Source organism: Pirellulales bacterium, assembly GCA_035499655.1.
Lineage (GTDB): Bacteria > Planctomycetota > Planctomycetia > Pirellulales > JADZDJ01 > DATJYL01.
This window is the reverse complement of record DATJYL010000064.1, coordinates 36,737-58,901: the sequence shown is the minus strand read 5'-3', so window position 1 is coordinate 58,901 and position 22,165 is coordinate 36,737. Positions and strand designations below refer to the sequence as shown.

General features: G+C 58.2%; 19 protein-coding genes. 8 read left to right on the top strand and 11 right to left on the bottom strand.

The window, feature by feature from the left end; all coding sequences use genetic code 11:
* Window positions 1-24 precede the first annotated feature (24 nt).
* The 3 genes from VMJ32_04730 to VMJ32_04720 all read left to right on the top strand — a co-directional run bounded on the left by VMJ32_04730 (window position 25) and on the right by VMJ32_04720 (window position 5,012).
* The gene (locus VMJ32_04730; protein ID HTQ38307.1) at window positions 25-693 is read left to right on the top strand and encodes a hypothetical protein; all 669 of its coding nucleotides are present in this window, start codon (window positions 25-27) and stop codon (window positions 691-693) included.
* Entirely contained in the window at window positions 690-911 is a 222-nt protein-coding gene (locus VMJ32_04725) for a hypothetical protein (GenBank protein HTQ38306.1), read from the top strand. The genes VMJ32_04730 and VMJ32_04725 overlap by 4 nt, the downstream gene beginning before the upstream one ends.
* 78 nt (window positions 912-989) lie before the next feature.
* Entirely contained in the window at window positions 990-5,012 is a 4,023-nt protein-coding gene (locus tag VMJ32_04720) for an FtsK/SpoIIIE domain-containing protein (protein ID HTQ38305.1), read from the top strand.
* 134 nt (window positions 5,013-5,146) lie between these two features.
* Here VMJ32_04720 and VMJ32_04715 read toward each other — a convergent pair whose 3' ends face one another.
* On the bottom strand, window positions 5,147-6,334 hold the full coding sequence (locus VMJ32_04715; GenBank protein HTQ38304.1) for a trypsin-like peptidase domain-containing protein: 1,188 nt from the start codon (window positions 6,332-6,334) through the stop codon (window positions 5,147-5,149).
* An 886-nt stretch (window positions 6,335-7,220) separates the two neighbouring features.
* Between VMJ32_04715 and aat the strand changes: the two genes are divergently transcribed.
* On the top strand, window positions 7,221-7,907 hold the full coding sequence (gene aat / locus VMJ32_04710; protein ID HTQ38303.1) for a leucyl/phenylalanyl-tRNA--protein transferase: 687 nt from the start codon (window positions 7,221-7,223) through the stop codon (window positions 7,905-7,907).
* On the top strand, window positions 7,900-8,394 hold the full coding sequence (tsaE, locus tag VMJ32_04705; GenBank protein ID HTQ38302.1) for a tRNA (adenosine(37)-N6)-threonylcarbamoyltransferase complex ATPase subunit type 1 TsaE: 495 nt from the start codon (window positions 7,900-7,902) through the stop codon (window positions 8,392-8,394). The genes aat and tsaE overlap by 8 nt, the downstream gene beginning before the upstream one ends.
* Here tsaE and VMJ32_04700 read toward each other — a convergent pair.
* The 3 genes from VMJ32_04700 to hslV all read right to left on the bottom strand — a co-directional run bounded on the left by VMJ32_04700 (window position 8,381) and on the right by hslV (window position 10,587).
* On the bottom strand, window positions 8,381-8,584 hold the full coding sequence (locus VMJ32_04700) for a hypothetical protein (GenBank protein ID HTQ38301.1): 204 nt from the start codon (window positions 8,582-8,584) through the stop codon (window positions 8,381-8,383). The genes tsaE and VMJ32_04700 overlap by 14 nt on opposite strands.
* Window positions 8,585-8,649: 65 nt before the next feature.
* Window positions 8,650-9,984 carry an ATP-dependent protease ATPase subunit HslU gene (hslU, locus tag VMJ32_04695; protein ID HTQ38300.1) on the bottom strand — a complete coding sequence of 445 codons (1,335 nt, stop codon included), beginning with the start codon at window positions 9,982-9,984 and terminating at the stop codon, window positions 8,650-8,652.
* A 60-nt stretch (window positions 9,985-10,044) separates the two neighbouring features.
* Window positions 10,045-10,587: an ATP-dependent protease subunit HslV gene (gene hslV, locus VMJ32_04690; protein ID HTQ38299.1), complete on the bottom strand. Its 543-nt coding sequence runs from the start codon at window positions 10,585-10,587 to the stop codon at window positions 10,045-10,047.
* Between the two features lie 182 nt (window positions 10,588-10,769).
* Between hslV and VMJ32_04685 the strand changes: the two genes are divergently transcribed.
* A complete protein-coding gene (locus VMJ32_04685; protein ID HTQ38298.1) occupies window positions 10,770-12,938 on the top strand; it encodes a cation-translocating P-type ATPase in 2,169 nt (722 codons plus the stop codon).
* A 15-nt stretch (window positions 12,939-12,953) separates the two neighbouring features.
* Here VMJ32_04685 and VMJ32_04680 read toward each other — a convergent pair whose 3' ends face one another.
* On the bottom strand, window positions 12,954-13,778 hold the full coding sequence (locus tag VMJ32_04680) for a hypothetical protein (protein ID HTQ38297.1): 825 nt from the start codon (window positions 13,776-13,778) through the stop codon (window positions 12,954-12,956).
* Window positions 13,779-13,873: 95 nt separating this feature from the next.
* Between VMJ32_04680 and VMJ32_04675 the strand changes: the two genes are divergently transcribed.
* On the top strand, window positions 13,874-14,458 hold the full coding sequence (locus VMJ32_04675; GenBank protein HTQ38296.1) for a hydrolase: 585 nt from the start codon (window positions 13,874-13,876) through the stop codon (window positions 14,456-14,458).
* A 52-nt stretch (window positions 14,459-14,510) separates the two neighbouring features.
* Window positions 14,511-15,131 (top strand): class I SAM-dependent methyltransferase, encoded by a 621-nt coding sequence (locus VMJ32_04670; protein ID HTQ38295.1) that lies wholly within the window; start codon window positions 14,511-14,513, stop codon window positions 15,129-15,131.
* A gap of 4 nt (window positions 15,132-15,135) precedes the next feature.
* Here VMJ32_04670 and VMJ32_04665 read toward each other — a convergent pair whose 3' ends face one another.
* The 6 genes from VMJ32_04665 to VMJ32_04640 all read right to left on the bottom strand — a co-directional run bounded on the left by VMJ32_04665 (window position 15,136) and on the right by VMJ32_04640 (window position 22,119).
* Entirely contained in the window at window positions 15,136-16,389 is a 1,254-nt protein-coding gene (locus tag VMJ32_04665) for a CinA family nicotinamide mononucleotide deamidase-related protein (GenBank protein HTQ38294.1), read from the bottom strand.
* 55 nt (window positions 16,390-16,444) lie between these two features.
* Window positions 16,445-17,044 carry a DUF4202 domain-containing protein gene (locus tag VMJ32_04660; GenBank protein HTQ38293.1) on the bottom strand — a complete coding sequence of 200 codons (600 nt, stop codon included), beginning with the start codon at window positions 17,042-17,044 and terminating at the stop codon, window positions 16,445-16,447.
* A 45-nt stretch (window positions 17,045-17,089) separates the two neighbouring features.
* The gene (locus VMJ32_04655) at window positions 17,090-18,511 is read right to left on the bottom strand and encodes a hypothetical protein (protein ID HTQ38292.1); all 1,422 of its coding nucleotides are present in this window, start codon (window positions 18,509-18,511) and stop codon (window positions 17,090-17,092) included.
* Window positions 18,512-18,597: 86 nt separating this feature from the next.
* Complete coding sequence (locus VMJ32_04650; protein ID HTQ38291.1) at window positions 18,598-19,773, bottom strand: alanine--glyoxylate aminotransferase family protein; 1,176 nt, start codon at window positions 19,771-19,773, stop codon at window positions 18,598-18,600.
* A 159-nt stretch (window positions 19,774-19,932) separates the two neighbouring features.
* Window positions 19,933-20,856: a lysophospholipid acyltransferase family protein gene (locus VMJ32_04645; protein ID HTQ38290.1), complete on the bottom strand. Its 924-nt coding sequence runs from the start codon at window positions 20,854-20,856 to the stop codon at window positions 19,933-19,935.
* Window positions 20,857-21,027: 171 nt separating this feature from the next.
* Window positions 21,028-22,119 carry a Gfo/Idh/MocA family oxidoreductase gene (locus tag VMJ32_04640; protein HTQ38289.1) on the bottom strand — a complete coding sequence of 364 codons (1,092 nt, stop codon included), beginning with the start codon at window positions 22,117-22,119 and terminating at the stop codon, window positions 21,028-21,030.
* Between the last annotated feature and the right edge of the window lie 46 nt (window positions 22,120-22,165).

Sequence of the window (22,165 nt, the reverse complement as noted above, 5' to 3'; positions counted from 1 at the left end):
TATCACTTCTGAGCAGGGCCATTCATGTCTGAAGCCCGCGTCACCGAGGTTGCCGCCATTGGCGAATTTCGCGCCGACCTGGTCGATTTTGCCGGCGCCGTCCGCCGCGCGCTGACCGACATCCAATTGGAAGTCCGCCGCGCCATGGATTGGATTACCGTGGAGCAACCCGGCCATTGGCAAGCGGAAGTCCGCCGCGGTTATGATGCCGTGGCTCGTGCCAAAGACGAATTGGCCCACGCCCGCACTTACAAGCAAATTGGCGATTACATTCCCTCCTGCGACGACGAAAAAAAAGCGGTCGAAATGGCCAAGCATCGCCTGGAACACGCCGAAGAGAAGCTTCAGACCGTGCGGCGCTGGACCATGGCCGCCCGCCGCGCCGTCGACGAATTTCAAGGACCCGTGCAACAACTCATGGGCCTGCTCGACGGCGATATTCCACACGCTATGGTCCTTTTGGAGCGGATGAGCATGGCCTTGGAACAGTACACCTCGGGCAGAACTCCCGCGGCCATCACCTGGGAAGAGCTCGCCGCCAACAAGCCTGGCCAGTCGATGGCTCGGCCAACCGACGAGCTTGCCGCCTCGCCGGCCGAAAAAAATGCGGATCAATCTACACCTCAAAACAGCTCATCGCCCCAGCCAGCCGGCAGCGTTAACCCCCGCGCCGCGGAGTCCAGCCTCCCATGAAAATTGCCGATTTAACGAGCGGCTCCGCGAAAATTGCCTCCGCCTACAAAACCTTGCGCCTGCAGTGGGAGTCGACCAAAGAACACTGGCACGACGACAACCGGCTCCGCTTCGAGGAAAACTATCTCGATCCGCTGGAACCGCAATTATCGGCCGCCTTGGACGCCATCGCCGCCCTGGCCGAAGTGCTGGGCCGCGCCGAACGTGAATGCGAATAGACTCCAAATCATTCGAAACTTCATCCAGCCGAAAATCGATAACGCACCGCCCGCTGGGCCACTCTCTTCAAATCACGCATGTCTTTTTCCACCGCCGCTCAACGTGAAATGCTGGCCGAGCTGTATCGGTTCTCCGCCGAACGCGAACAGGCGGAGCGGCACATGCGCGCCGAGTTCGAAACCGTCACGGCCCGCATTCAACGCGAGCTAAGCGACGCCCGCCAATCCGCCATCATGCGGTTCCAAATGGACCGCGACAACACGCAGCGCGAATTCGATTCCGCTCTGGCCGGAGCCCAAGCCGCCTACGAAACCCGCCACGACATCGCCGCCGGCGAGTTGCAGTCATCCCTCAAACACATCGAGTCCGAGTTCACCAAATCCCAAAACAAGGCCAAGAAAAGGCTGACCGAGGAAAACTGGGAAACCAACACCGTATACGAAGCCACGCACACCGCTCCCAAATTGCAATTCGATCAAGACCACCAAGAGATTCTGGCCCGGCACGATGTGTTGCGGCAGGCGGTCGAAGTGGCGAATCGGTATCTCGCCGTCTGCCGCTTGGGACGCCTGCGGCGGGCTCCAACCATGCAGGCCGAAACTGCCGCCTCGGATCCGGCTCAAACATGGCGCACGGAAGAAACTCCTCCCGAAAATGCCGCTGTGCAGCTCGGCGACCTGGCTGTGGCCGCCGTCAAACACTTAGAAGCGTTCCGCCAACTCCGCTGGCCCAAATTACTAATTGGCAAGCGGCCGGCTGGATTCGTATTTCTGCTGCTGGCCCTGGGATGTGGTTTGGGTTACCTGATTTTCGGTACCCGCAACTGGACAAGCTGGACGTGGCTCATTGTGGGTGCATCCGTCGGCGCGGCAGCTTCGGTAACGCTCCTCGTTTGGCTGTATCGCCAAGCCAAGGCTACCGCAGTAGAACCGTACGAGCTGTTTCACACCATGCTGCATCAATCCGAAGGGCTCCGCTTCGCTGCGTTGGAACAAGCCAAAACTCGCTGCAAAGAGGAATCCCGAAAAATTGTCGAGCGCCGCGACAACGAGCTGAAAGCCTCTCGCGAAAAATTCGAAACCAGCATCACCGAGGTCACTGCCCGCCACGATTCCGCTCTGCAGGCCGCTCACGAAAAGCACAAACACACGGAAGCGGAGCTCTTACAAACCCGCGATTCCGCCCTGGCCGAGGCCCACGCTTTTTATCCCCACCGGCTGGACGAAATCCAGCAGCGCTACCAGTCCGATCTTCGCTCCGCCCAAGAACACGCAGCCGCCGCCACGCTGGCCAACCGCGGGCGGCGCGATCAGGCCTGGAACAACCTGGCCGAAACATGGCGCTCCGGCATGGCTAAGGTCCGCGCCATCATCGAAGAAAACGTGCGGCAACATCAGCACTTCTTTCCCGCCTGGAACGATCCCCGCTGGAATACCTGGCAACCTCCCACTGCTGCCCCACCCACCTTGCCCTTCGGACTATATCACGTCGATTTGCACGCCATCCCCGGCGCTATCTCCACCGACGCGCAGCTCAATGGGCTCATTCCCACGCAGTTCGATCTTCCTGCGCTGCTGCCCTTTCCGCAAAATGCCTCGCTGTTGTTCAAGGCCGCCGGCGAGGGCCGCCACATCGCCATCGAAGCCGTCCAGGACATGATGCTGCGAATGCTCACCTCCATTCCGCCGGGCAAGGTGCGCTTTACCATTATCGATCCCGTGGGCCTGGGCGAAAACTTTGCCGGCTTCATGCACCTGGCCGACCACGACGAACTGCTGGTCACCAATCGCATTTGGACGGAGCCGGCGCACATTGAAGCCCGGCTTTCCGATTTGACTGAGCAAATGGAAAATGTCATCCAAAAGTATTTGCGAAACGAATTCCACTCGATCGACGAATACAACGTCTTTGCCGGCGAAGTGGCCGAGCCCTTCCGTGTATTGGTAGTCGCCAATTTCCCGGTCAACTTTACCGAAACCGCGGCCCGTCGCCTCACCAGCATTGCCAGCAGCGGCGCTCGCTGCGGCGTATACGTGCTAGTGGTGAACGATGTCAAGCTGCCGCTCCCGCCCGCCTTCGAAATGAAAGACGTGGAGCGTCACACGCTTACGCTCAATTGGAACGGCAAGCAATTCGTATGGCAGGATGCCGATTTCGAAAAATATCCGCTCCGTTTGGAATCGCCGCCGCCGGAAGAGCAATTCACGCCGCTGGTGCAAATCGTCGGTCGTGGCGCAAAGGCCGCCAAGCGCGTGGAAGTGCCCTTCGATTACGTCGCTCCGTCGCGCGATAAATGGTGGACCGGCGATACCGCCGGAAATATCCGCGTGCCGCTGGGCCGCGCCGGCGCCACCAAGCTCCAATACTTGCAACTGGGCGAAGGCACTTCGCAGCATGCACTCATTGCAGGAAAAACCGGATCCGGAAAATCTACCTTCCTCCACGCGCTGGTCACGAATCTCGCCCTGACATACAGCCCGGAGCAAATCGAACTGTACCTCATCGATTTCAAAAAAGGGGTCGAATTCAAAACCTATGCCACGCATCATTTGCCGCATGCCAGAGTCATCGCCATCGAAAGCGAACGGGAATTCGGCCTCAGCGTCATCGAACGGCTCGATGCCGAGTTGAAACGCCGCGGCGATTTGTACCGTAAAGTCGGCGCGCAAGATATCGCCGGCTACCGCGCGGCCGCCGGCGCGAATTCGATGCCCCGCATCATGCTCATCGTCGACGAATTTCAAGAACTCTTCACTGACGACGATAAACTCGCCCAGGACGCCGCCCTGCTTTTGGATCGACTCGTTCGCCAAGGCCGTGCCTTCGGCATGCACGTCCTCTTGGGTTCACAAACTCTCGGCGGTGCCTACAGCCTGGCCCGCAGCACGTTGGGGCAAATGGCCGTCCGCATCGCGCTGCAGTGCAGCGAGGCCGACGCCCATCTGATTTTGAGCGAAGAAAACTCCGCCGCCCGCTTGTTGTCGCGCCCCGGCGAAGCCATTTACAACGATTCCAACGGCACCGTCCAGGGCAACCATCCGTTTCAAATTGTCTGGCTGGGCGAGGAGCGACGCGAAATTTACTTGCACGGTTTGCAACAACTTACCCAGCAGCGCGTGGCGGAACAAACCCTTAAACCCCAGCCCGCGCCGATTGTGTTCGAAGGCAATCTCCCCGCCGATATCCGCAACAATCGCGGTTTAAGCGACCTGCTTCGCGCCGCCGATTGGCCCGTGCAATCGACCCCCGTGCATGCCTGGCTGGGCGAAGCCATCGCCATCAAAGATCCCACCGCCGCGGTGTTCCGTCCGCAAAGCGGCGACAACATGCTCATTGTCGGCCAGCGAGCCGAGCCTGCAATCGGCTTGCTGGCTTCCGCCCTGATAAGCCTGGCGGCCCAACATCGGCCCCGTTCGCAAGGGGGAGCGGCAGCCAGCTTGGCCGCCGGCAGCCCTGCGCGGTTCTACATTTTGGAGCACGATCGCCCGGCCGATTTGCCCATCGATCTACCCTTGGCTGACTACCGCGGTGGTTTGGCGGCGTTTTCCACCGTGTTGCCCCACCCGCTGCAATCCGCCAGCCGGCGCGAATTGCCCGCAACTTTGGCCGAAATCGCTCAGGAAGTGGATCGGCGGCAAGGGGCCGATGACCGCCAGGCTGCGGCCATTTACCTATTCATTTCCGATCTCGGCCGCTTCCGCGATTTGAGAAAAGACGAAAGCGACCTGGGCTATTCCTTCCGCGGCGGCGAAAAAGCACCATCCCCCGCCCAACTGCTGGGCAACATTCTGCGCGACGGGCCCGCCGTCGGCGTGTATACATTGGCTTGGTGCGATTCGTTCACCGCCGTGCAGCGCTCGTTCGATCGCCAAGCTCTGCGCGAATTCGCCCTCCGCGTGCTGTTGCAAATGAGCGCCAACGACAGCAGTCATCTCATCGATTCCCCCGTGGCCAGCAAATTGGGGCCCAACGTGGCGCTGTTCCACAACGAAGAAGAAGGCCGACTGGAAAAATTCCGCCCCTACGCTTGGCCCCCGCTCGATTGGCTGGCCATCGTTCAGGAACGCTTCAACTTGCGCGTCCCCGCCGAAAACGTATAGAGTTGAACCTCTTTTTTTTCGGCTCCGCGACCATCGCTCACTGCCTTCTGCCTTCTGCCCTCTGCTTTCTGCTTTCTGCCTTCTGCTTTCTGCCTTCTGCTTTCTGTCTTCTACCTTCTGCCCTCTGCACTTCATCACTGCAACTGTGCCGGCCGCTCCACCACGTCCACATCCAACATCATCTCTTTCCCATCGCGATATAACTTCACGGGCACTTTAGTTCCTATCTCCGTGCGGGCAATTAACAACCGCAATTCCCGGTCTTCGTTCACCGGTCGTCCGTTCCATTCCACGATAATATCGCCCGGTTCCAGTCCTGCTTTTTCCGCCGGCGAGCCGCCGGTCACGGCCATAATTACCGCGCCATTGGTTCGCTCGGCCGGCACTTTCAACTGCCCGGCCAGCTCGGGCGTAATCGTTGCCAGGCTCACGCCCAAATATCCACGGATCACTTTGCCATTGGCCCGAATTTTTTCGTACACCTCTTTGGCCACGTTGCTGGGAATGGCGAAGCTAATTCCCTGATACGTCCGTCCGAAAATTGCCGAATTAATTCCCACCACATCGCCGTTCACATCCACCAGCGGCCCGCCGCTGGAACCCGGGTTAATGGGCACATCGGTCTGTAAAAATTCCTGCAGCGGGCTGTTCCCCAAGTCGCGCCGGTTTTTGGCGCTGACGATACCCGCCGTAATGGTTTGATCCAACCCAAACGGATCGCCGATGGCCCACACCATTTCGCCCACGTCCAATTTGTCGCTATCACCCCACGTGATAGGAGTTAACCCCGATGCGTCGATTTTCAGCACCGCCAAATCCAGCGCCGGATCGACTCCCACCACTTCCGCCGTGACCGTCCGTCCATCATCCAGCGTGACGGTAATCTCCGTGGCGTTTTCCACGACGTGCAAGTTCGTGAGCAGGTATCCGTCCGCATCCACGACGCAGCCTGACGCCTCTCCTTCTTCCTCGAGGGAATTCGGCCGACCTCCAAAAAAGGGCGCAAACCCATTCCGTCCGGCGCGTAGTTCACGCCGCGTATCAATGTGCACCACGCTGGGCTTCACCTTGCGGTAGACCAGCGAAAAGGCCTTGCTCAGCGATTTCAAATTCAGTTCCGGCAGCGACTCCTGTAAAGCCTGCACTTCTTTTTTCGTCCGGGCGTATTCAATTTGCCCCAACAGCACGGGCAAAAAGGCCAACACAATCACGCCCAATAGCAACAACAGTAACCACGGCAACCGATTGGGCGGGCGTTCCCGCCGGTCCTGCTGCGGCGTGGCGGCTTGCCCAGAGTAAGCCGGATTATTGAAAGAATCCATGAGGCAAGGGAGGGTTTTCGGCCCGATGTAGTTCGCGTTTATTCCCCAAGAGAACCACAGTATACCGCATGCGTTGGCTGGTCGAAAGCTCCCGCCATGTATTCTGGCTACACTTGGGCACAGCTGGCGCGCGGCATTGCACTTGGGAAGCCTTTGTAAAAAGTTTCCGGTTTCGTCGGCCCCGAGGGGTCGTGCGTTTTTGGATGATGTCTACAACCGAGGACGGACTACCGCCCTGCGCACGATTGCCGTTAGGGCAATCGTGCTCGGTTGCTCCGATCGGCGGGGGGAATGCCTAACCCACCCATTAAAACTTCGGTTGCCGATCGACCTATCACGACCCCGGCGCTCGTTTTCTCCGTGCGACGGTCCGTTGCAACGGCAGATCGCAGGCAGAGGCGCTTTGTCGGGCCGACGTTCTTGGGAAGCGATTAGCAACTAGCGGCTAGCAATGAGCCAGCAGCAGAGCAATCAGCAAAGCTAGTTGCTAATTGCTATTTGCTTTTCGCTTCTTACTTCCGGAGGATAAACTCCGCAGAGGCACGTACTGCAAGGCGTCACGTCGTTCATATCCTGGTTCCAACGTAACAGTGGCCGGGCTACCATCCCGGCGGGTTTGCCTTTTGTCATGGATCGGCTTCTAGAAAACCGTGAGTTTGTGCCGCCAACGCCCGACTGACACAGTCGGGCTATATTCGTCGAAGCATTGGCTGCACCACTCCAATCCATCAAGCAGTCGAATCACGAAGGGTGTTACGTTCAATACGTTGCACGTAACAAAAAGAAGCATAACAAACCCGTGGCCCAATTCTCGAATAAGTTTTTTGATGTGTTCGATGTGCTATGCTTATTCCTCATTGTCCACCGGTGGATTAAGGTTGAATTTATGCCCGGACTGCCGCCATCTCGATGGTTTCCCTCCGCCGAATCGGCCGACGAATTCGGGCTGGTGTGCATCGGCGGAGATCTATCGCCTGAATGGCTGCTCGATGCTTACCGGCACGGATTGTTTCCGTGGCCCTTAATTCACGGCGTCGACGAGCCGCAATGGTGGTCCCCCGACCCACGCGCGATTTTCGAACTCGACCAATTCCACGTTTCCCGGCGCTTAGCCGATGTGATTCGTGGCCGAAAATTTAAGATTACCAGCGACAAAGATTTCGTCGGAGTTATCCGCGGTTGTGCCTCCACGGGCGATCGGCGCGGAAAAACATGGCTCACGCCGGAGATGATTGCAGCTTATCAGGAACTGCATCGGCTGGGACACGCCCATAGCGTGGAGGCCTGGGCAGCCGGCGAACTGGCCGGCGGCGTATACGGCGTGGCGGTCGGCGGTTTTTTTGCCGCCGAATCGATGTTTTACCGCCAGCGCGATGCCTCCAAAGTGGCGCTATACCATCTCATCCGGCACCTGCACCGACGACACTACCAGTTGTTCGATATCCAGCAGCTTACTGACCACACGGCCAGTCTGGGCGCGGTGGAAATCCCCCGCGACCAATATCTGCAGCGATTGGCCGATGCCTTGGAACAATCCGTCCAGTTCGCCAACTTGGAATCCATCCATGACTGACGTTCTTCAATTTGAAGCGGCCGATGAAACGGCCACGCTGGCTTTCGGTGCGGCATTGGCAGAATCACTTCTGGCCACACAGAAGCACAATGCAATCGTCGCGCTAATTGGCCCTTTGGGGGCCGGCAAAACCCGGTTGGTGCAGGCCGTAGCGCATGCCGCCGGTGTGGAACAGGCAGCCATCGCCAGTCCCACGTTCGTGCTCATTCACGAATACATGGGCCATGTGCCAATTTTCCACTTCGACGCCTACCGGCTGCGCAGCGAAGTCGAATTTATGGCGCTCGGGCCCGAGGAGTACTTTGCGCAACCAGGTTGGTCGTTTGTCGAATGGGCCGATCGCGTGCCGAATTGCCTGCCGTCCAACCGGTTGGAGATTTCCATTTTGCCAACCGGCCAGACGGCGCGGCAGTTAACCATCCGGGCGCTTGGCGCGCCGTATGAAAAAACGCTCGACGAATTAAATCGCCGGCTTACTTTTTATTAACCTCGACATCAGCTCCGGGAGTTTTCACTTCCGTTCCATTTTTATCCGACTGCACGGTCGTTCCCGGTCCTTGCACTTCCACGGCCGGATTGTTCGGCGGCGGAGTCGGATTCGGCTGTGGATTCGGATTATTGCAGGCCGCCATGGGCAACAAAACCGCGACAAAAGCAGCCAGTGTAAAGCGCTTCATGATTAGGCTCCAAAAAGAGAAAACATCCGCCTAGACAAACGTTTGTGCTGAGCAAATTGCGTACCTTACAAAATGAATTTGCTCAAATCTTCATCTTCGGCCAAAGCAGAAAGTTTTTGACTGACGTAGGGCGCGTTGATCGGCACGTGGCCATTGTGCATGTCAGGCGCCTCGAAGCTCAACTCTTCCAATAATCGCTCCATGATCGTGTACAGCCGCCGAGCGCCGATGTTCTGCGTCGTTTGGTTGACGCGAAAAGCAAAATCCGCCAGCGTTTCGATGGCATCGGTCGTAAATTCCAATTCCACGCCTTCGGTGCCCAACAGTGCGATGTATTGTTTGGTGAGCGCACTTTTGGGTTCCTTGAGAATCCGGATGAAATCGTCCTTCGTCAGATCGGTCAGTTCCACGCGGATGGGAAACCGGCCCTGCAACTCCGGCATCAGGTCGCTGGGCTTGGCCCGATGAAATGCACCGGCGGCGATAAACAGCACGTGATCGGTATGAACATAGCCGTAACGAGTTTGAATGGTGGTGCCCTCGACAATCGGCAGCAAATCGCGCTGCACGCCCTGGCGCGAAACGTCGGCCCCTTTGCCTTCGCTGGCCACAATTTTATCGACCTCGTCCAGGAAAATGATCCCCAAGTTCTCCGCCAATTCAATCGCCTGCTGATGAATGTTCTCCTTGTTCAACAAGGCCTCGCATTCATGGTCGAACAAAATTTTTCGGGCTTCGGCCACGGTAACTTCGCGGCGGGTGGTGTTCTTGGGCAAAATTTTCTCGAACATGCCCTGCAGATCGAAATCGACTTGCTCCATCCCCATGCCGGTGAACATCATCGGCACGGCTTTTTGCTCGATAGTCAGTTCCACTTTGCGCTGTTCCATTTCTCCGGCAGCCAACATGGCCCGCATTTTTTCCCGCGTGCGTTCGTGGCGCTGGGGAGAATCGGGGCTGTCGGGAGCGGTGTCGTAACTGGGGGGCGCAGGAGCCAGCAGATCAAGCAGGCGTTCGCCAACGCGCCGTTTGGCTTCCTCCTCAACGTTCTTTCGCTCGCGCTCCGTGACCAGCGTGATGGCATTTTCAACCAATTCTCGCACCATGCTTTCGACATCGCGCCCGTAGTAGCCAACCTCGGTGTACTTGGTGGCTTCGACTTTAATGAACGGCGCACCGGTCAACTTGGCCAGGCGGCGGGCGATCTCCGTTTTGCCGACGCCCGTGGGTCCAATCATCAAAATATTTTTGGGCGCAACTTCGGCCTTCATATCGTCTGGCAGTTGCTGCCGCCGCCAGCGATTGCGAATCGCGATGGCTACGGCGCGCTTGGCATCGGCCTGCCCGACAATGTGCCGATCCAACTCAGCAACTATTTGGCGTGGGGTGAGTTCTTGCATGGGGAAGCAGGTCTCGTCAAATCGAAACGGCAACGGAACAGGCTTAGGATTGAAATCGATTCAGTTCTCGCCGGCGAATTCCTCAACGTTGATGTTCATGTTCGTGTAAATGTCGATCCCCGCGGCAATTTCCAACGCCTTGCGAACGATTTCCCCGGCCCCCAACGTCGAATTGGCCACCAACGCCCGGGCCGCCGCCACGGCGTAAGAACCGCCCGAGCCAATCCCCAGTACGCCATCGGTGGGTTGAATCACATCCCCGGTCCCGGTGACCAGCAGGGTATGCTTGGAATCGACCACGGCCAACAGTGCTTCCAGCCGTCGCAACACCCGATCGGTGCGCCATTCCTTGGCCAGCTCGGTAGCGGCGCGGGGCACGTTGGATGGAAAATCTTTCAGCTTGGCTTCAAATCGTTCCAACAGGGCGAAGGCGTCGGCGCTGGAACCGGCGAAACCGCAAATGACTTTTCCTTCGGCCAGGCGTCGAATTTTGACCGCGTCGGCCTTCATCACGGCGGTGCCCAACGTCACTTGACCATCGCCGCCGATGGCCACTTTGCCCTGATGCCGCACGGTGAGAATGGTCGTGGAGCGGATTTTCATGGCGTAGCAGGAAGGCAGCTAGGAGTGCGGAGCTAAAAAACTTTTTCTGTGCGAACGTTCAGACTAACGGAAATCAGTATGGCCCAAAAAACGCTCGTCTGCCAGGGGGAGGAGCCGCAACGTATAATTCCGCAGTTACCCAAAAGCCTTGCCACCAGCATCGCGCAGCCACCGTTGATTGCATGCCGCAAACCACGACATATCATATTCCCGCGCTCGATTGTCCCGACGAACTGGCGCTCATTCAGCGCAGTTTGCGCGGCACGCCCGGCATTGCGCAAATTGTTCCCGATTATTTGTCCCGCAATTTACATGTCGAGTACGATCCAGCAAAAACAAAACCGGCTTCCATTCAACAAGCCATCGAAGCAGCGGGATTTCCCGCGCAGATCGCGCTTCCGGTCACCTCCGTGCAACTTCAGGCTGCAGGGGAAAGCGGGTCGAGCAGGATGCCCCGCCCGATGATCGCCAGCGGTTTGCTGCTGCTGGCAGCCACGGCGGCGCGTGTGCTCGCTGGAAGTACGACTTTTCCCGTGGTTGCGCTGACCATTGCGGCGACGATCGTGGCAGGAATTCCGGTGGCCGCGGCAGCTTGGCGGGCCGTGCGGTTGCGCGGGCTGGACATGAATGTACTTATGACTGTTGCCGCCACCGGGGCCATTGCCATTGGAGACTATTTCGAAGCCGCGACGGCGATGTTTTTATTCGCCGTGTCGTTGTGGCTGGAACGATTGAGCTTATCGCGTGCCCAACGTGCGATCCGTTCGTTGGTGGAACTGGCGCCCAATGTTGCGCATCGATTATTGAATCACGGCACGTCAGCGGAGAGTGTCGCCGATGTGAATCCGGTGGATTTGACCATCGGCGAGCAAGTGCTGGTGCGTCCCGGCGAGCGTATTCCGACCGATGGCGATGTGTTGACGGGTGAATCGGCGGTTAACCAAGCGCCGATCACCGGCGAGAGCGTTCCGGTTGAAAAGCGCCCCGGCGAAAAAGTGTTTGCCGGCACGCTCAACGGAGAAGGGGCGCTGGTGTTGGCAGTCACCCGCACTGCCGAAAACAGTACGCTGGCTCACATTGCGCGGCTGGTGAACGAAGCCCGAGCCACCCGTTCGCCCACGGAACGTTTTGTCGATGCATTTGCCCGCCGTTACACGCCAGTGGTCATCGCACTGGCGCTGGCGATGATGATGATGCCGCCGCTGTTGGCAGTGGCCGGAGTCCACTGGGCTTCAGCCGTCGGAACTTTCGATTGGATTCAGCGCGGGCTGGTGCTGTTGGTGATTGCCTGCCCGTGCGCTTTGGTGATTTCGACGCCGGTCACGATTGTGAGCGGACTGCATCAGGCTGCACATGCAGGCATTTTGGTGAAAGGGGGAGAATTTTTGGAGAAGGCTGCGGGCATCAGGTGCGTGGCGCTGGACAAAACGGGGACCATCACCACCGGCAGCATGAAGGTAGTGGGCGTGGAGGCATTCAACGGCCGATCGAGTGAAGAAGTTATAAAACTTGCGGCGGCGCTGGAGCGAGACAGCGAGCATCCGCTGGCACGAGCGATTAGTGCGGCAGCCGTTGAAAGCGGGTTTGCGTCTTTTACCGCTACATCGGTAACGGCCCTGCGTGGACTCGGAGTGCGCGGGGAAATCAGCGGCAATTCGTATTTTTTGGGAAACGCCAGAATATTCGCTGGCTCGGAATTCCAATTGTCGAACGAAGATGCCGCTCGACTTAAGGAATTCGACGTGTCGGCGGCCACCATGGCATGGATTGGCACTTTCGACCGATTGCTGGGCGTGATTCGGCTGGCCGATCAGCCGCGGCAAGGCGTTGCCGAAGCCATTGCACAACTCCGCGGCCAGGGAGTCGAGCGGATTGTTATGCTTACGGGCGACAATACAACGGTAGCCAAGGCGATAGCGCGCGAGATTGGCATCGAAGAGGTTCACGCTGATTTGCTGCCCCAGGATAAAATCGAGCGGGTGAAAACGCTGGCTGGGAAGGGCGGCTTAGCGATGGTGGGCGACGGCGTCAATGATGCGCCGGCACTCGCTGCCGCCGATGTGGGAATTGCGCTGGGTGGACAATCGAGCGATACCGCCCTGGAAACGGCCGACGTCGTGGTGATGAATCCGGATTTATCAAAGGTCGCCGATTTGATTCGCCTTAGCCGGCGCTGCCGTAGAATACTCCAGCAAAACATCGGTTTTGCTTTGGCGACCAAATTGGGAGTGATGATTCTGGCCGCATTTGGCGACGCCAACATGTGGATGGCCGTTGCGGCCGACGTGGGAGCAAGCATGCTGGTGATTGCCAACAGCCTGCGGATCATCAAATGGCAGAAGCCGCTGTGATGATTGAAGAGTGCATCATGCGGCGACGCGGCCGGTTTGCATAGTTTTCAATTCCACGGTAATCGGTCCGTGGAGCGCGGCTTCTAAATCGGTCATGGCGCGGGCAGCTACGATGCCGTCGACAACTCTGTGATCGCACAGCAGCGTAACCAAGGTGTGGCCACTTTCATCCAGCGGACCGTAGGTGAGGCTGGACGTTAAGCAAGTTTGGTGCATGCGATTCAGCACTCCTTGCCCTGCGAGCGTGCTCATGGTGAACGTGCCTAATCGCCTGGCACGTTTGCCGCCGGCGAAGTTCATATTCCACCAGTAGAGAAAACGACGCAGCGGCATGGGCAGTCGGCTTAACAATACGTGCCGACGGAACACGGCTTCGACGGGCTCATTTTGGTAAGCGTCCAGAGCGTCTTGCAAGTCGGCCAACGACCTGTTCTCCGGCCTTACTAAGCTGCCCCAGCAGATGCGATCTTCCCCCAAATATTTCCGATTAACGACGACCATGGCCGTGCTATGCGACTCTTCCATAAGGTGCGGCCAAGGCCAGCGAATGTAGGCTTGCCGCAAGGGGCTATGCTGTTTCACGGCGATGGCATAGGCCTTTACAAAAATGACGGCCCAAGAAATTCGTCGGTTTGCTGATTTCCGCAGTTGAGCAACATTGGCCAAGTCAAACGCTTTTTCGATCGGATACAAGGGCACATGGCGCGCGAAAAACAGACCATCCAGCACTAAGCGGCGGTTGATGGAAATCGGCACCCATTTCCGGCCGAAGGCGCCGGACGCTGAGACGGCACCTTCAGACTCAGTCTTAGGGCCAGAATGATCAATCAGCTGATTCATAGTGAACCGTGTTTAACATGAAGCGGGAAAATCGGGCAAGATCGGTTGCAGATCACCACTAGAAACCGGCCGTTTTGATCGCTATGCTCGCAAGCATGGATGAGAAATCAACGCTTCCGCGCAGTCCTGAATTGATGACAGCCGGCGACACGGGCTTGCTAGTTGTAGACGTGCAGCAAAAGCTGATCGGCCTGATCGATGGACACGCGCAGATCGTGTGGAACATCCGCCGACTGATCGATGGAGCGAAACTGTTGGGATTGCCGATTTTTGCAACCGAGCAATATCCGCAGGGTTTGGGTCCTACAGCAGCGGAGTTGGCGTCAGGGTTGGATCATGTGTTCGATAAAACGGCATTTAGCTGCGGCGGCTGTCCCGCATTGTGCCGCGAATTGGAAAAGGCAGGGAAGCGCAAGTGGATGGTGTGCGGGATCGAGGCGCACGTTTGCATTCAGCAAACGGTGCTGGATTTGCTGGCCGAGGGATTTAGTGTTTACGTGGCGGCTGACGCTGTGGGTTCGCGATCACGGTTCGATTACGAAATTGCCTTGCGACGGCTGGAAGCGGCCGGCGCTACGTTGACGACGGTCGAAGCGGCGCTGTTCGAATGGTGTCAAGATTCCAAAGCGCCGCAGTTCAAACAAATCAGCAAAATGGTGCAAGAAAAGCCGCCTACGTAAGGCAGGCAGCCAATTGAGGTTTTGCAGTGGCTTAACATTGAGGAGTTATTTCATGAGCACGCCGGTCCCGACTAAAGACACCTTTCGCGAGATGTATGCCCAGGCGGCGCCGTGGGATATTGGCCGCCCGCAACAGCCCTTTGTGCAGGCGGCTGGGGAAATTCAAGGATTGGTTTTGGATGCCGGCTGCGGCACGGGCGACACGGCCCTGTTTTTTGCCGAGCGTGGCTGCACGGTCACCGGCGTCGATTTTTTGGAGGAGCCGATACAGCGAGCCAAGCAAAAAGCTGCTCAGCGCAAAATTCAGGCCACATTTTTGGTGCATGATGCGTTAAAATTAAGCGCGCTGGGTCAGCAGTTCGACAACGCCATCGACAGCGGTCTATTCCACGTATTTTCAGACGATGATCGTAAACGCTACGTCGCCGAATTGGCCGCCGTTTTGAAGCCCGGCGGAAAATATTTCGTGATGTGCTTTAGCGACAAAGAACCGGGAACGGAAGGGCCGCGGCGTGTTTCGAAAGCAGAAATCGGGGCCGCTTTTACTCACGGCTGGAAAATTGAATCGATCGAGGCGGTTCACTTCGAAATTTCTGCCACGTTGCCGCGGCACATGCAATTCAGCCCCGGCGGTCCGCAGGCCTGGTTCGCGAAAATTCGCCGCGAAAAATAAGCGGTTATTCCTGGGCGTGCAGCAACGTCAGCCGCAGCAAGTTGAGCGCCTGCTTGCCGCCGCGGGTTTTGAGAATTTCGGGATGGCCGGCGTAGGGGGACGATTTCGCGCTTACTTTGTGCGGGCCGGCCACGGCAAAATATAACAGCGGCGGCTCGGCGGCCTGCGGACCGACCGTGGGCAACTGACCGAGGGCCAGACCGTAATCGGCGCCCAGTTTTTCGCGACAAGCCTGGGCCATTTCGCGGACCATTCGTTCTGCTTCTTGCGGCGATGAAGCTGGCGAAGGCTGGATTCCCAATAGTGAAGTTAACGCCGCGGAATTTCGCACGACCACGCCGCCTAAAAAATGCTCGGCGCTAGCGGGCACTTCGGCCAGCCAATGTGAGATCATGCCGCCGGAGCCCCATTCGGCGGTGGCCAAAGTTTTACGTTGAGCATGGAGCAGTCGCATCACGGCGTGTTCGAGTTCATCGTCGCCTTCGCCAAACACCAAATCGCCCAGGCACTCGTGAATGGTAGCGATAGTCGGTTTCATGACCCGATAACAATCTTCCGCCGTGTTGCCGGCAGTGGTAATGCGGAGTGTGATGGTTGCGCCATGGACGGTGATGCCGACCTGCGGCTCGCGGCCTCGGCGGATTAAATCGGGCAGCATGGCTTCCAAATCGCTTTCGCCCACGCCGAAACATTTGATTTGCTTGTGGCGAATGACACGCGGCGAACCAAGCAAGGCCGAAATTGCGGGGGCGACGGTTTGGTCCCACATTTCGCGCATTTCGGCCGGGACGCCGGGCAGTGCAAAAATGCGAGTTGATTTACGATTGGGCCCTGGCAGTTCGAGGTCGATGCCAGGCGCCGTGCCGGCAGGGTTTGGAATCACTCGACTACCCCGAGGAAACATGGCCTGCACTTTATTTCGCTCCGGCATGGGCCGTTTGCGGCGGGCAAACAAACTTTCGATGTACGCCAGCGCGTCCGGATCAAGAACCAATTCCACGCCGGCGGCGGCGGCCAGGGCATCGCGGGTGAGATCATCGGCCGTTGGTCCCAAGCCGCCGGTGGCAACGACAATGTCGACACGCTGGGCAGCTTGACGAAACACCTGCACGTTAGCGTCGAGATTATCGGCAACGGTGGTGTGATACAGCACGCTGACGCCCAACTCGCCTAGCCGAGTGCTGAGCCACTGGCTGTTGGTATCGAGCCGCTGGCCGCTGGTGAGTTCGTCGCCTATGGAAATGACTTCGGCGTGCATTGGTAATTAGCAATTAGCAATTAGCAATGAGCAATGAGCAATGAGCAATTAGCGATTAGCTGTGAGGCTGGTTCAGTGCTTTTTCGACGATGGATTTGATTTCATCTGAAAGCGGCAATTGAAGCGCCGCTTGATGCCCACGTGCGGACATTTTTTTCCAGGTTTTACGGACGATGTCGATGAGTTTGGCCTCGTCGTGTTGACGCGAAAATTCGGCGAAGTAGTTTTCCAAGAACACGAGACAGACCACGTCTTCCAAAAGTTGAGCTTCGGGATCGAGTTTGAGCCGTTCCTTACGGACCAGCGATTGGACGCGACCGATGGTCGATTCATCGTAGCCGACCGCGTGCAAGATTTCGCCCAGCTTTTCGGCGTGCATTCGCTGGCAGGCGCTTCGCCAGCGATGGTAGCCGGCGCGATCCAGCGGATAATGGTTGCGCGGAATGGTCCAGCGGCAAATGTGTTGGCCGCGGGCGGCCAAACGGAGTGCTTCGGAAGCGTCGGGCGAGAGCCGATTGAGCCAACCGGTCATTCGCTGAGAGTAGAGCAGTTCCTTGGGCTGCTCGCGGCTTTGAAACATTTCGCGATTGGGATCGGCGGCGTTGGCGGCGTCGATGCGGGCAATCGCGGTGGTGAATAGTTCGGAATAGGGCATTGGAAATGGGGTTGCGCTTCAGTGCTAAACCGCAAGCGGTTTGGGTTACGTTTTTGGCGCCGTCGCACCGGGGCCGATTAAGCGGCTGGGGGGGCGGCCGACCAGCACGCTGCACATGCCGCCGCGTTGGGCGACGTTGACCACTTGCTTTTGCGAAGCGCGGCCCAACAGTGCCAGCCCATATTTCGTGGCTGCAAAGCCCATCACGGTGTAAAACGGTTCCACGTGAACCGTGCCATCGTCGCCGAGGAACGGAAACTCGCCTACGGGAATGGCTGCCAACCGTTGGACGACCCAATCGCCTGCGGCGAGCGCCTTTTCGATGGCCTGCTCCCATTCATGCGCTTCCAGCAAGTGCCCCAGCAGGACGCGGTCGCCGCCGTAGCTGCGATTGGGTTTAAGCACCAGCATGTCTTGATGATTGCGGGCGAACTTCAACAAATCGCCGGTTTCGCCGTCTGGAAGCGTGGTGCGGCGATCGTACAACAGCCGTGTCCAGGCCACGTGGCGGCGAAAAACTTGCCGTTCGTCCGCGTTGAAGTACCGGCGGGCGAGTGTGGGCTCGGTGAGAATTTCCCACGTGCTTTTGTGGTCGAAATCGCCGGCCAAGGAGGAAATCATGCGGTTTTCGCGAAACAGCTTGCGCATCGGCTCCACGTTCACGCCTTCGTCACGGGACAAGGCAATGAGATCGCGGACTTCGTAATCGCGGTATGCCACGTCGATCGACGAGCCTTCGTACATGACTTCATCGCCTTCGATGTACAGTTCCGCCGGATCGGCGTGTAGAATTTTCAGCCCGTGGCGATGCAAATAATACTCGGCCAGAGCGGTCTGTTCGTCGATTCCGCTGCCGGCGTACTTCGGCTCGACGAAGCAGACATGTTGCCCGGGGCGGCCAATGGCTTCCAGATGATCCAGCAAGTCTTGAATGAACAGCTCGCGCAGATCGGGGCCAGGCTCCAGTTGTAACGTGGGATCGAACCGCTGCAGCACCGGCACGACGAAATCGGCAATCAAGCGATCGCAGGTGGGAGCGAGATGAATGCCGCCCACGCCCGACAGATTAGGCTCGATGAACCGGAGCGAATCTTTCCACATGGGGCTGGTGAATTCAATTACCCCGTCGAGCCTGCCGAAAACCGGATTGTTGTCGCGCTGGCTGGGGCCCCAACTGTCGTGCAGCCAGGCTTCCTCATCTTCCGACAGAGGAACAATGCGGCGCACTTCGGCATCAGCCAGATACATTTCCGGTAACCGCTTCAAAGCGTTGAGCAATGTGAGCGACACGAAGTGGAGATAGGCCGCCTGGTCGGGCATGACGGCGCTGGGGCGCAACAGCACGCGGATGGTTTCCACCTGGCCGTCGCGCTCGTAGATCATGCTGCGGCGGCGGGCCTCTTCATGAACGCGGGTCATTAAGTCGGCCAGTTCTTGCTGCGAAAGCGCGTAGAAGACCTTGCGCACTCGGCTGTCGAGGCTTAAACCACTGAGGCCCAGTTCTTCCAGCGGCGTTAACGTGGCGAGGCTCCTGAAAAGGTCGGAAGCTTGAATTATTTGTGCGATTGATAAAACTTGTTGGCGGCGGCGAGCGATGCGCCGTGGGGAAACTTGCAACCTTGCTTAGCGAGAAGTTGCTCCAGGGCGGAAAGCACCAGCAGCACGTTGTTGGGGCGGGCGCCGTAGCCCATCAGTCCGATGCGCCAAACTTTGCCTTTGAAAGCACCCAGGCCGCCGCCGATTTCGATGCCGAAGCGCTCCAGCAATCCGCGGCGAACGGCGACATCGTCCACGCCTGCGGGGATTTTCACGGCGTTGAGCATCGGCAGTTGATGGCCTTCCTGAGCGGAATAGCCGATGCCAATGGCGGCCAGGCCAGCTTTCAGCGCAGCGTGATTCCGGGCATGGCGCGCCCAGCAGTTTTCCAAGCCTTCTTCGAGAATGATCTGAACGGCCTCGTAGAGACCATAAGTCATGTTAATGGGTGCTGTGTGATGATAGACCCGCTCTTGGCCCCAGTATTGCGAAAGCAGGGTCACGTCGAGATACCAGCTTTGTACTTTCGTTTTGCGGGCGCGGATTTTTTCCATCGCCAGCGGTCCGAAGGTTATGGGCGCCAAACCCGGCGGGCAACTCAGACATTTTTGCGTGCCGGAGTAGACGACATCGAGCTGCCAGCGATCGGTTTCGACGGGAATGCCCCCCAGGGCGGTGACAGCATCGACGAGCAATAGCGCGCCGGCATCGTGAACGAGGCGGCTGATTTCTTCCAGGGGTTGGCGAGCGCCGGTGGAAGTTTCGGCCATGACGATGCCCACGATTTTGGGTTTGGATTTGGCGAGCGCGTCTTTCAGATCGGCGGGAGAAAACACTTCGCCCCAGGAGCGCTCCACTTTGACGACGTTGGCGCCGGCGCGCTGAGCCACATCGGCCATGCGGCCGCCAAACACGCCGTTGATGCAAACGAGCATCGAATCGCCGGGCTCGACGACATTGACCACGGCCGTTTCCATACCGGCGGAACCCGTGCCGCTGATGGCCAGGGTCATTTCGTTTTTGGTGCGGAACACTTCACGCAGCATCTCCTGCATGCGGTTCATCAGCTCCAAATAGTACGGATCTAAATGGCCGACAGTGGGCTTGGCCATCGCTGCCAACACGCGGGGATGAATGTCGCTGGGACCAGGACCGAGCAGGATGCGGACCGGAGGATTAAGATCGGGATGCATCGAAGCAGGAGGGTTTGGATTGCAGAATGCGGGAAGTTGACTGGTTACTGATTGCAGAATGTAGATTGCAAATGGAGACCGCTTCAACCTTGCCGACGATCATTGTGGCAAGCGTCCACAAACCTGCCAAGGTTCCCTACTAGAAAGCTGGACAGCCGGTTACGCGGCGGCGCGTTTTTTTGACGGGCGGTTGTCTCTCCAGCGGCGGTGGACCCACCAGTATTGCTCCGGCGCGCGACGGACAACGGTCTCCAGTACGCTCGTGTACCACTGCGTTAGCGAGGCAACGTCTTTCAACGCGGGGTTCATAGTGGCTGGTTCCAGCATCGTTTCCATCGCCATTTCGTATTGCAGCGGGCGGCTCAGGCGACGGGCATAACCGACCATGAGCGGTGCATCATGGGTCAGCGCGAATACGGCAATGGCCTTGTGCGTGGAGGCGGGGCGGTTGAAAAAGTTCACCCAACAGCCTTTCGGACCGGCGTGTTGATCGGCCAACACCCCAAGTGTGCCGCGTCCTTCCAATAGTGCGGCCGCTTCCTGGGCGCTGCCTTGCTTGGGCAATACGTATTGCCCTTTAAGCGCGCGAAAGTGGTTTACAAAGCGGTCCAAGTACGGATTGTCTAGAGGTCGGGCCACCGTGAACGTGGGGAAACCGAACAGGCCGAGGGTATATCCGGCTAGTTCGAAATTGCCGTAATGCCCGGAGACGAACACGCGCGGCCGGTTGCGGAAAAGTTCACGCATCATCCACGATTCGTTTTTGAAGCGGATGTAATCGCGCCAATTGGTGTCGTGCACTTTGCGTGGAAAGTGGGCAATTTCGGCCAACATTAAAAACAGATGTTCCCACATGCGGCGAGCCGTTTGGCGGCGGGCTGCAGGAGACAGCGTAGGAAAAGCAAGGCGAAGATTGTCGTCGATAACGTCAAAACGAAGCGGGATGACTACGGTCACCAGCCAGGCTAAACCCTGGGCCAAGCGCTTGCATGTTTCGATACTGACCGCCTGCAGCAGGCAGACGAAAATACGAACGACCAAATAAACCGCGAAATGGCCGGCAGCGGTAAGGCGGGAGGACATGGAGATTTCGAATGTCTAATGTCTAATGACGAATGACCAAGGGCCAAGAACCAGCACGAATGACCCATGAAGGGCAGATTTTAGCCGCGACGCGCCAACGGAGCGAGTGCAAATTGCAGAGTGCAAAATGACGGCAGATGCAGTCCACCGGCGATGGCATCGTCGGCTTGATTAGGAAGATTTATCGCGCTGGCGGGCGGCGAGTGCGGGATCGTCTTTCAAGGGCAATTGCACGGCCTGGCGCGTTTCGGCCGATTTGTAAATGGCCAGAATGATTTCGACCGAACGGCGCCCTTCGTGGCCATCGATGGCGGGGACGCCATTGTTTTTGATCGCGCTCAGCACGTCGGCAAACTGCAGGGCATGGCCGTGATGACCGATGGCGGCCGGGTCGCTAGCGCCGCCGCCGGTGCTGCGAGCTTGGGCCATGTGTTTGCGAATGGCTTCGTCGCGCGGATGCGGCTGGGCGAAATCCCAGGTTTTGATGTCTTCCTCTTCCATCACGGCGGTGCCTTGGTCGCCGTGAAGTTCGATGCGCTTGAGATAACCAGGATATACCGCCGTGGTGGCTTCAATAATGCCCAGGGCTCCATTGGAAAAGCGGAGCGTGGCCACACACGTATCTTCCACGGCGATACGTTGGTGGGCCAGGGTGGCGGTGTGGGCCGTGACTTCGGCCACGGGGCCCATGAACCAGGTGAGCAAATCGACGCTGTGGACGGCCTGATTCATCAGCGCGCCGCCGCCGTCGAGCTGCCAGGTGCCGCGCCAAGCGCCGCTGTCGTAATACTGCTGCGTGCGGAACCATTTCACATAAGCATCGCCCAGGGTGAGGCGGCCGAAGCGTTGTTCGTCGACAGCCCATTTCATTTGCCGGCTTGATTCGTGGAATCGAGACGGGAACACGGCCGAGAGCTTGACTTTATTTTTTTCGCAGGCGGAGATGATGGCGTCGCAGCGGGTGAGCGTAATTTCCAATGGTTTTTCCACGATGACGTGCTTGCCGGCCGCGGCGGCGGCGACGGCAGGCTCCATGTGGGCGCCGCTGGGCGTGCCAATGGTGACGACGTGCACGGCCGGGTCGGCCAGCATTTCGTCCAGCTTGGTGTATCCGCGGCAGCCAACTTCGGCAGAGAATTTTTCCACTGCCGGAGCGTAACTATCAAAACATGCCACAAGCTTGGCGTCGGGCACCTCGGCAATGGCCTTGGCATGAAAACGAGCGATCATTCCGCAGCCGATAATTCCGAAACCGTAGGGCATGGGTATGTGGAGTTCGTGGTGAGGGGTGTGTGGTTCGTGGAAAAGC

What these genes read in the sequence shown, in the direction of transcription:
- hslU (HTQ38300.1), bottom strand. Translation starts at nt 9,984, where the DNA reads ATGCAAGAACTCACCCCACGCCAAATAGTTGCTGAGTTGGATCGGCAC.
- VMJ32_04675 (HTQ38296.1), top strand. Translation starts at nt 13,874, where the DNA reads ATGGATGAGAAATCAACGCTTCCGCGCAGTCCTGAATTGATGACAGCC.
- VMJ32_04665 (HTQ38294.1), bottom strand. Translation starts at nt 16,389, where the DNA reads ATGCACGCCGAAGTCATTTCCATAGGCGACGAACTCACCAGCGGCCAG.
- VMJ32_04725 (HTQ38306.1), top strand. Translation starts at nt 690, where the DNA reads ATGAAAATTGCCGATTTAACGAGCGGCTCCGCGAAAATTGCCTCCGCC.
- VMJ32_04700 (HTQ38301.1), bottom strand. Translation starts at nt 8,584, where the DNA reads ATGAAGCGCTTTACACTGGCTGCTTTTGTCGCGGTTTTGTTGCCCATG.
- hslV (HTQ38299.1), bottom strand. Translation starts at nt 10,587, where the DNA reads ATGAAAATCCGCTCCACGACCATTCTCACCGTGCGGCATCAGGGCAAA.
- VMJ32_04645 (HTQ38290.1), bottom strand. Translation starts at nt 20,856, where the DNA reads ATGTCCTCCCGCCTTACCGCTGCCGGCCATTTCGCGGTTTATTTGGTC.
- VMJ32_04730 (HTQ38307.1), top strand. Translation starts at nt 25, where the DNA reads ATGTCTGAAGCCCGCGTCACCGAGGTTGCCGCCATTGGCGAATTTCGC.
- VMJ32_04715 (HTQ38304.1), bottom strand. Translation starts at nt 6,334, where the DNA reads ATGGATTCTTTCAATAATCCGGCTTACTCTGGGCAAGCCGCCACGCCG.
- VMJ32_04670 (HTQ38295.1), top strand. Translation starts at nt 14,511, where the DNA reads ATGAGCACGCCGGTCCCGACTAAAGACACCTTTCGCGAGATGTATGCC.
- tsaE (HTQ38302.1), top strand. Translation starts at nt 7,900, where the DNA reads ATGACTGACGTTCTTCAATTTGAAGCGGCCGATGAAACGGCCACGCTG.
- VMJ32_04660 (HTQ38293.1), bottom strand. Translation starts at nt 17,044, where the DNA reads ATGCCCTATTCCGAACTATTCACCACCGCGATTGCCCGCATCGACGCC.
- VMJ32_04680 (HTQ38297.1), bottom strand. Translation starts at nt 13,778, where the DNA reads ATGAATCAGCTGATTGATCATTCTGGCCCTAAGACTGAGTCTGAAGGT.
- aat (HTQ38303.1), top strand. Translation starts at nt 7,221, where the DNA reads ATGCCCGGACTGCCGCCATCTCGATGGTTTCCCTCCGCCGAATCGGCC.
- VMJ32_04685 (HTQ38298.1), top strand. Translation starts at nt 10,770, where the DNA reads ATGCCGCAAACCACGACATATCATATTCCCGCGCTCGATTGTCCCGAC.
- VMJ32_04720 (HTQ38305.1), top strand. Translation starts at nt 990, where the DNA reads ATGTCTTTTTCCACCGCCGCTCAACGTGAAATGCTGGCCGAGCTGTAT.
- VMJ32_04640 (HTQ38289.1), bottom strand. Translation starts at nt 22,119, where the DNA reads ATGCCCTACGGTTTCGGAATTATCGGCTGCGGAATGATCGCTCGTTTT.
- VMJ32_04650 (HTQ38291.1), bottom strand. Translation starts at nt 19,773, where the DNA reads ATGCATCCCGATCTTAATCCTCCGGTCCGCATCCTGCTCGGTCCTGGT.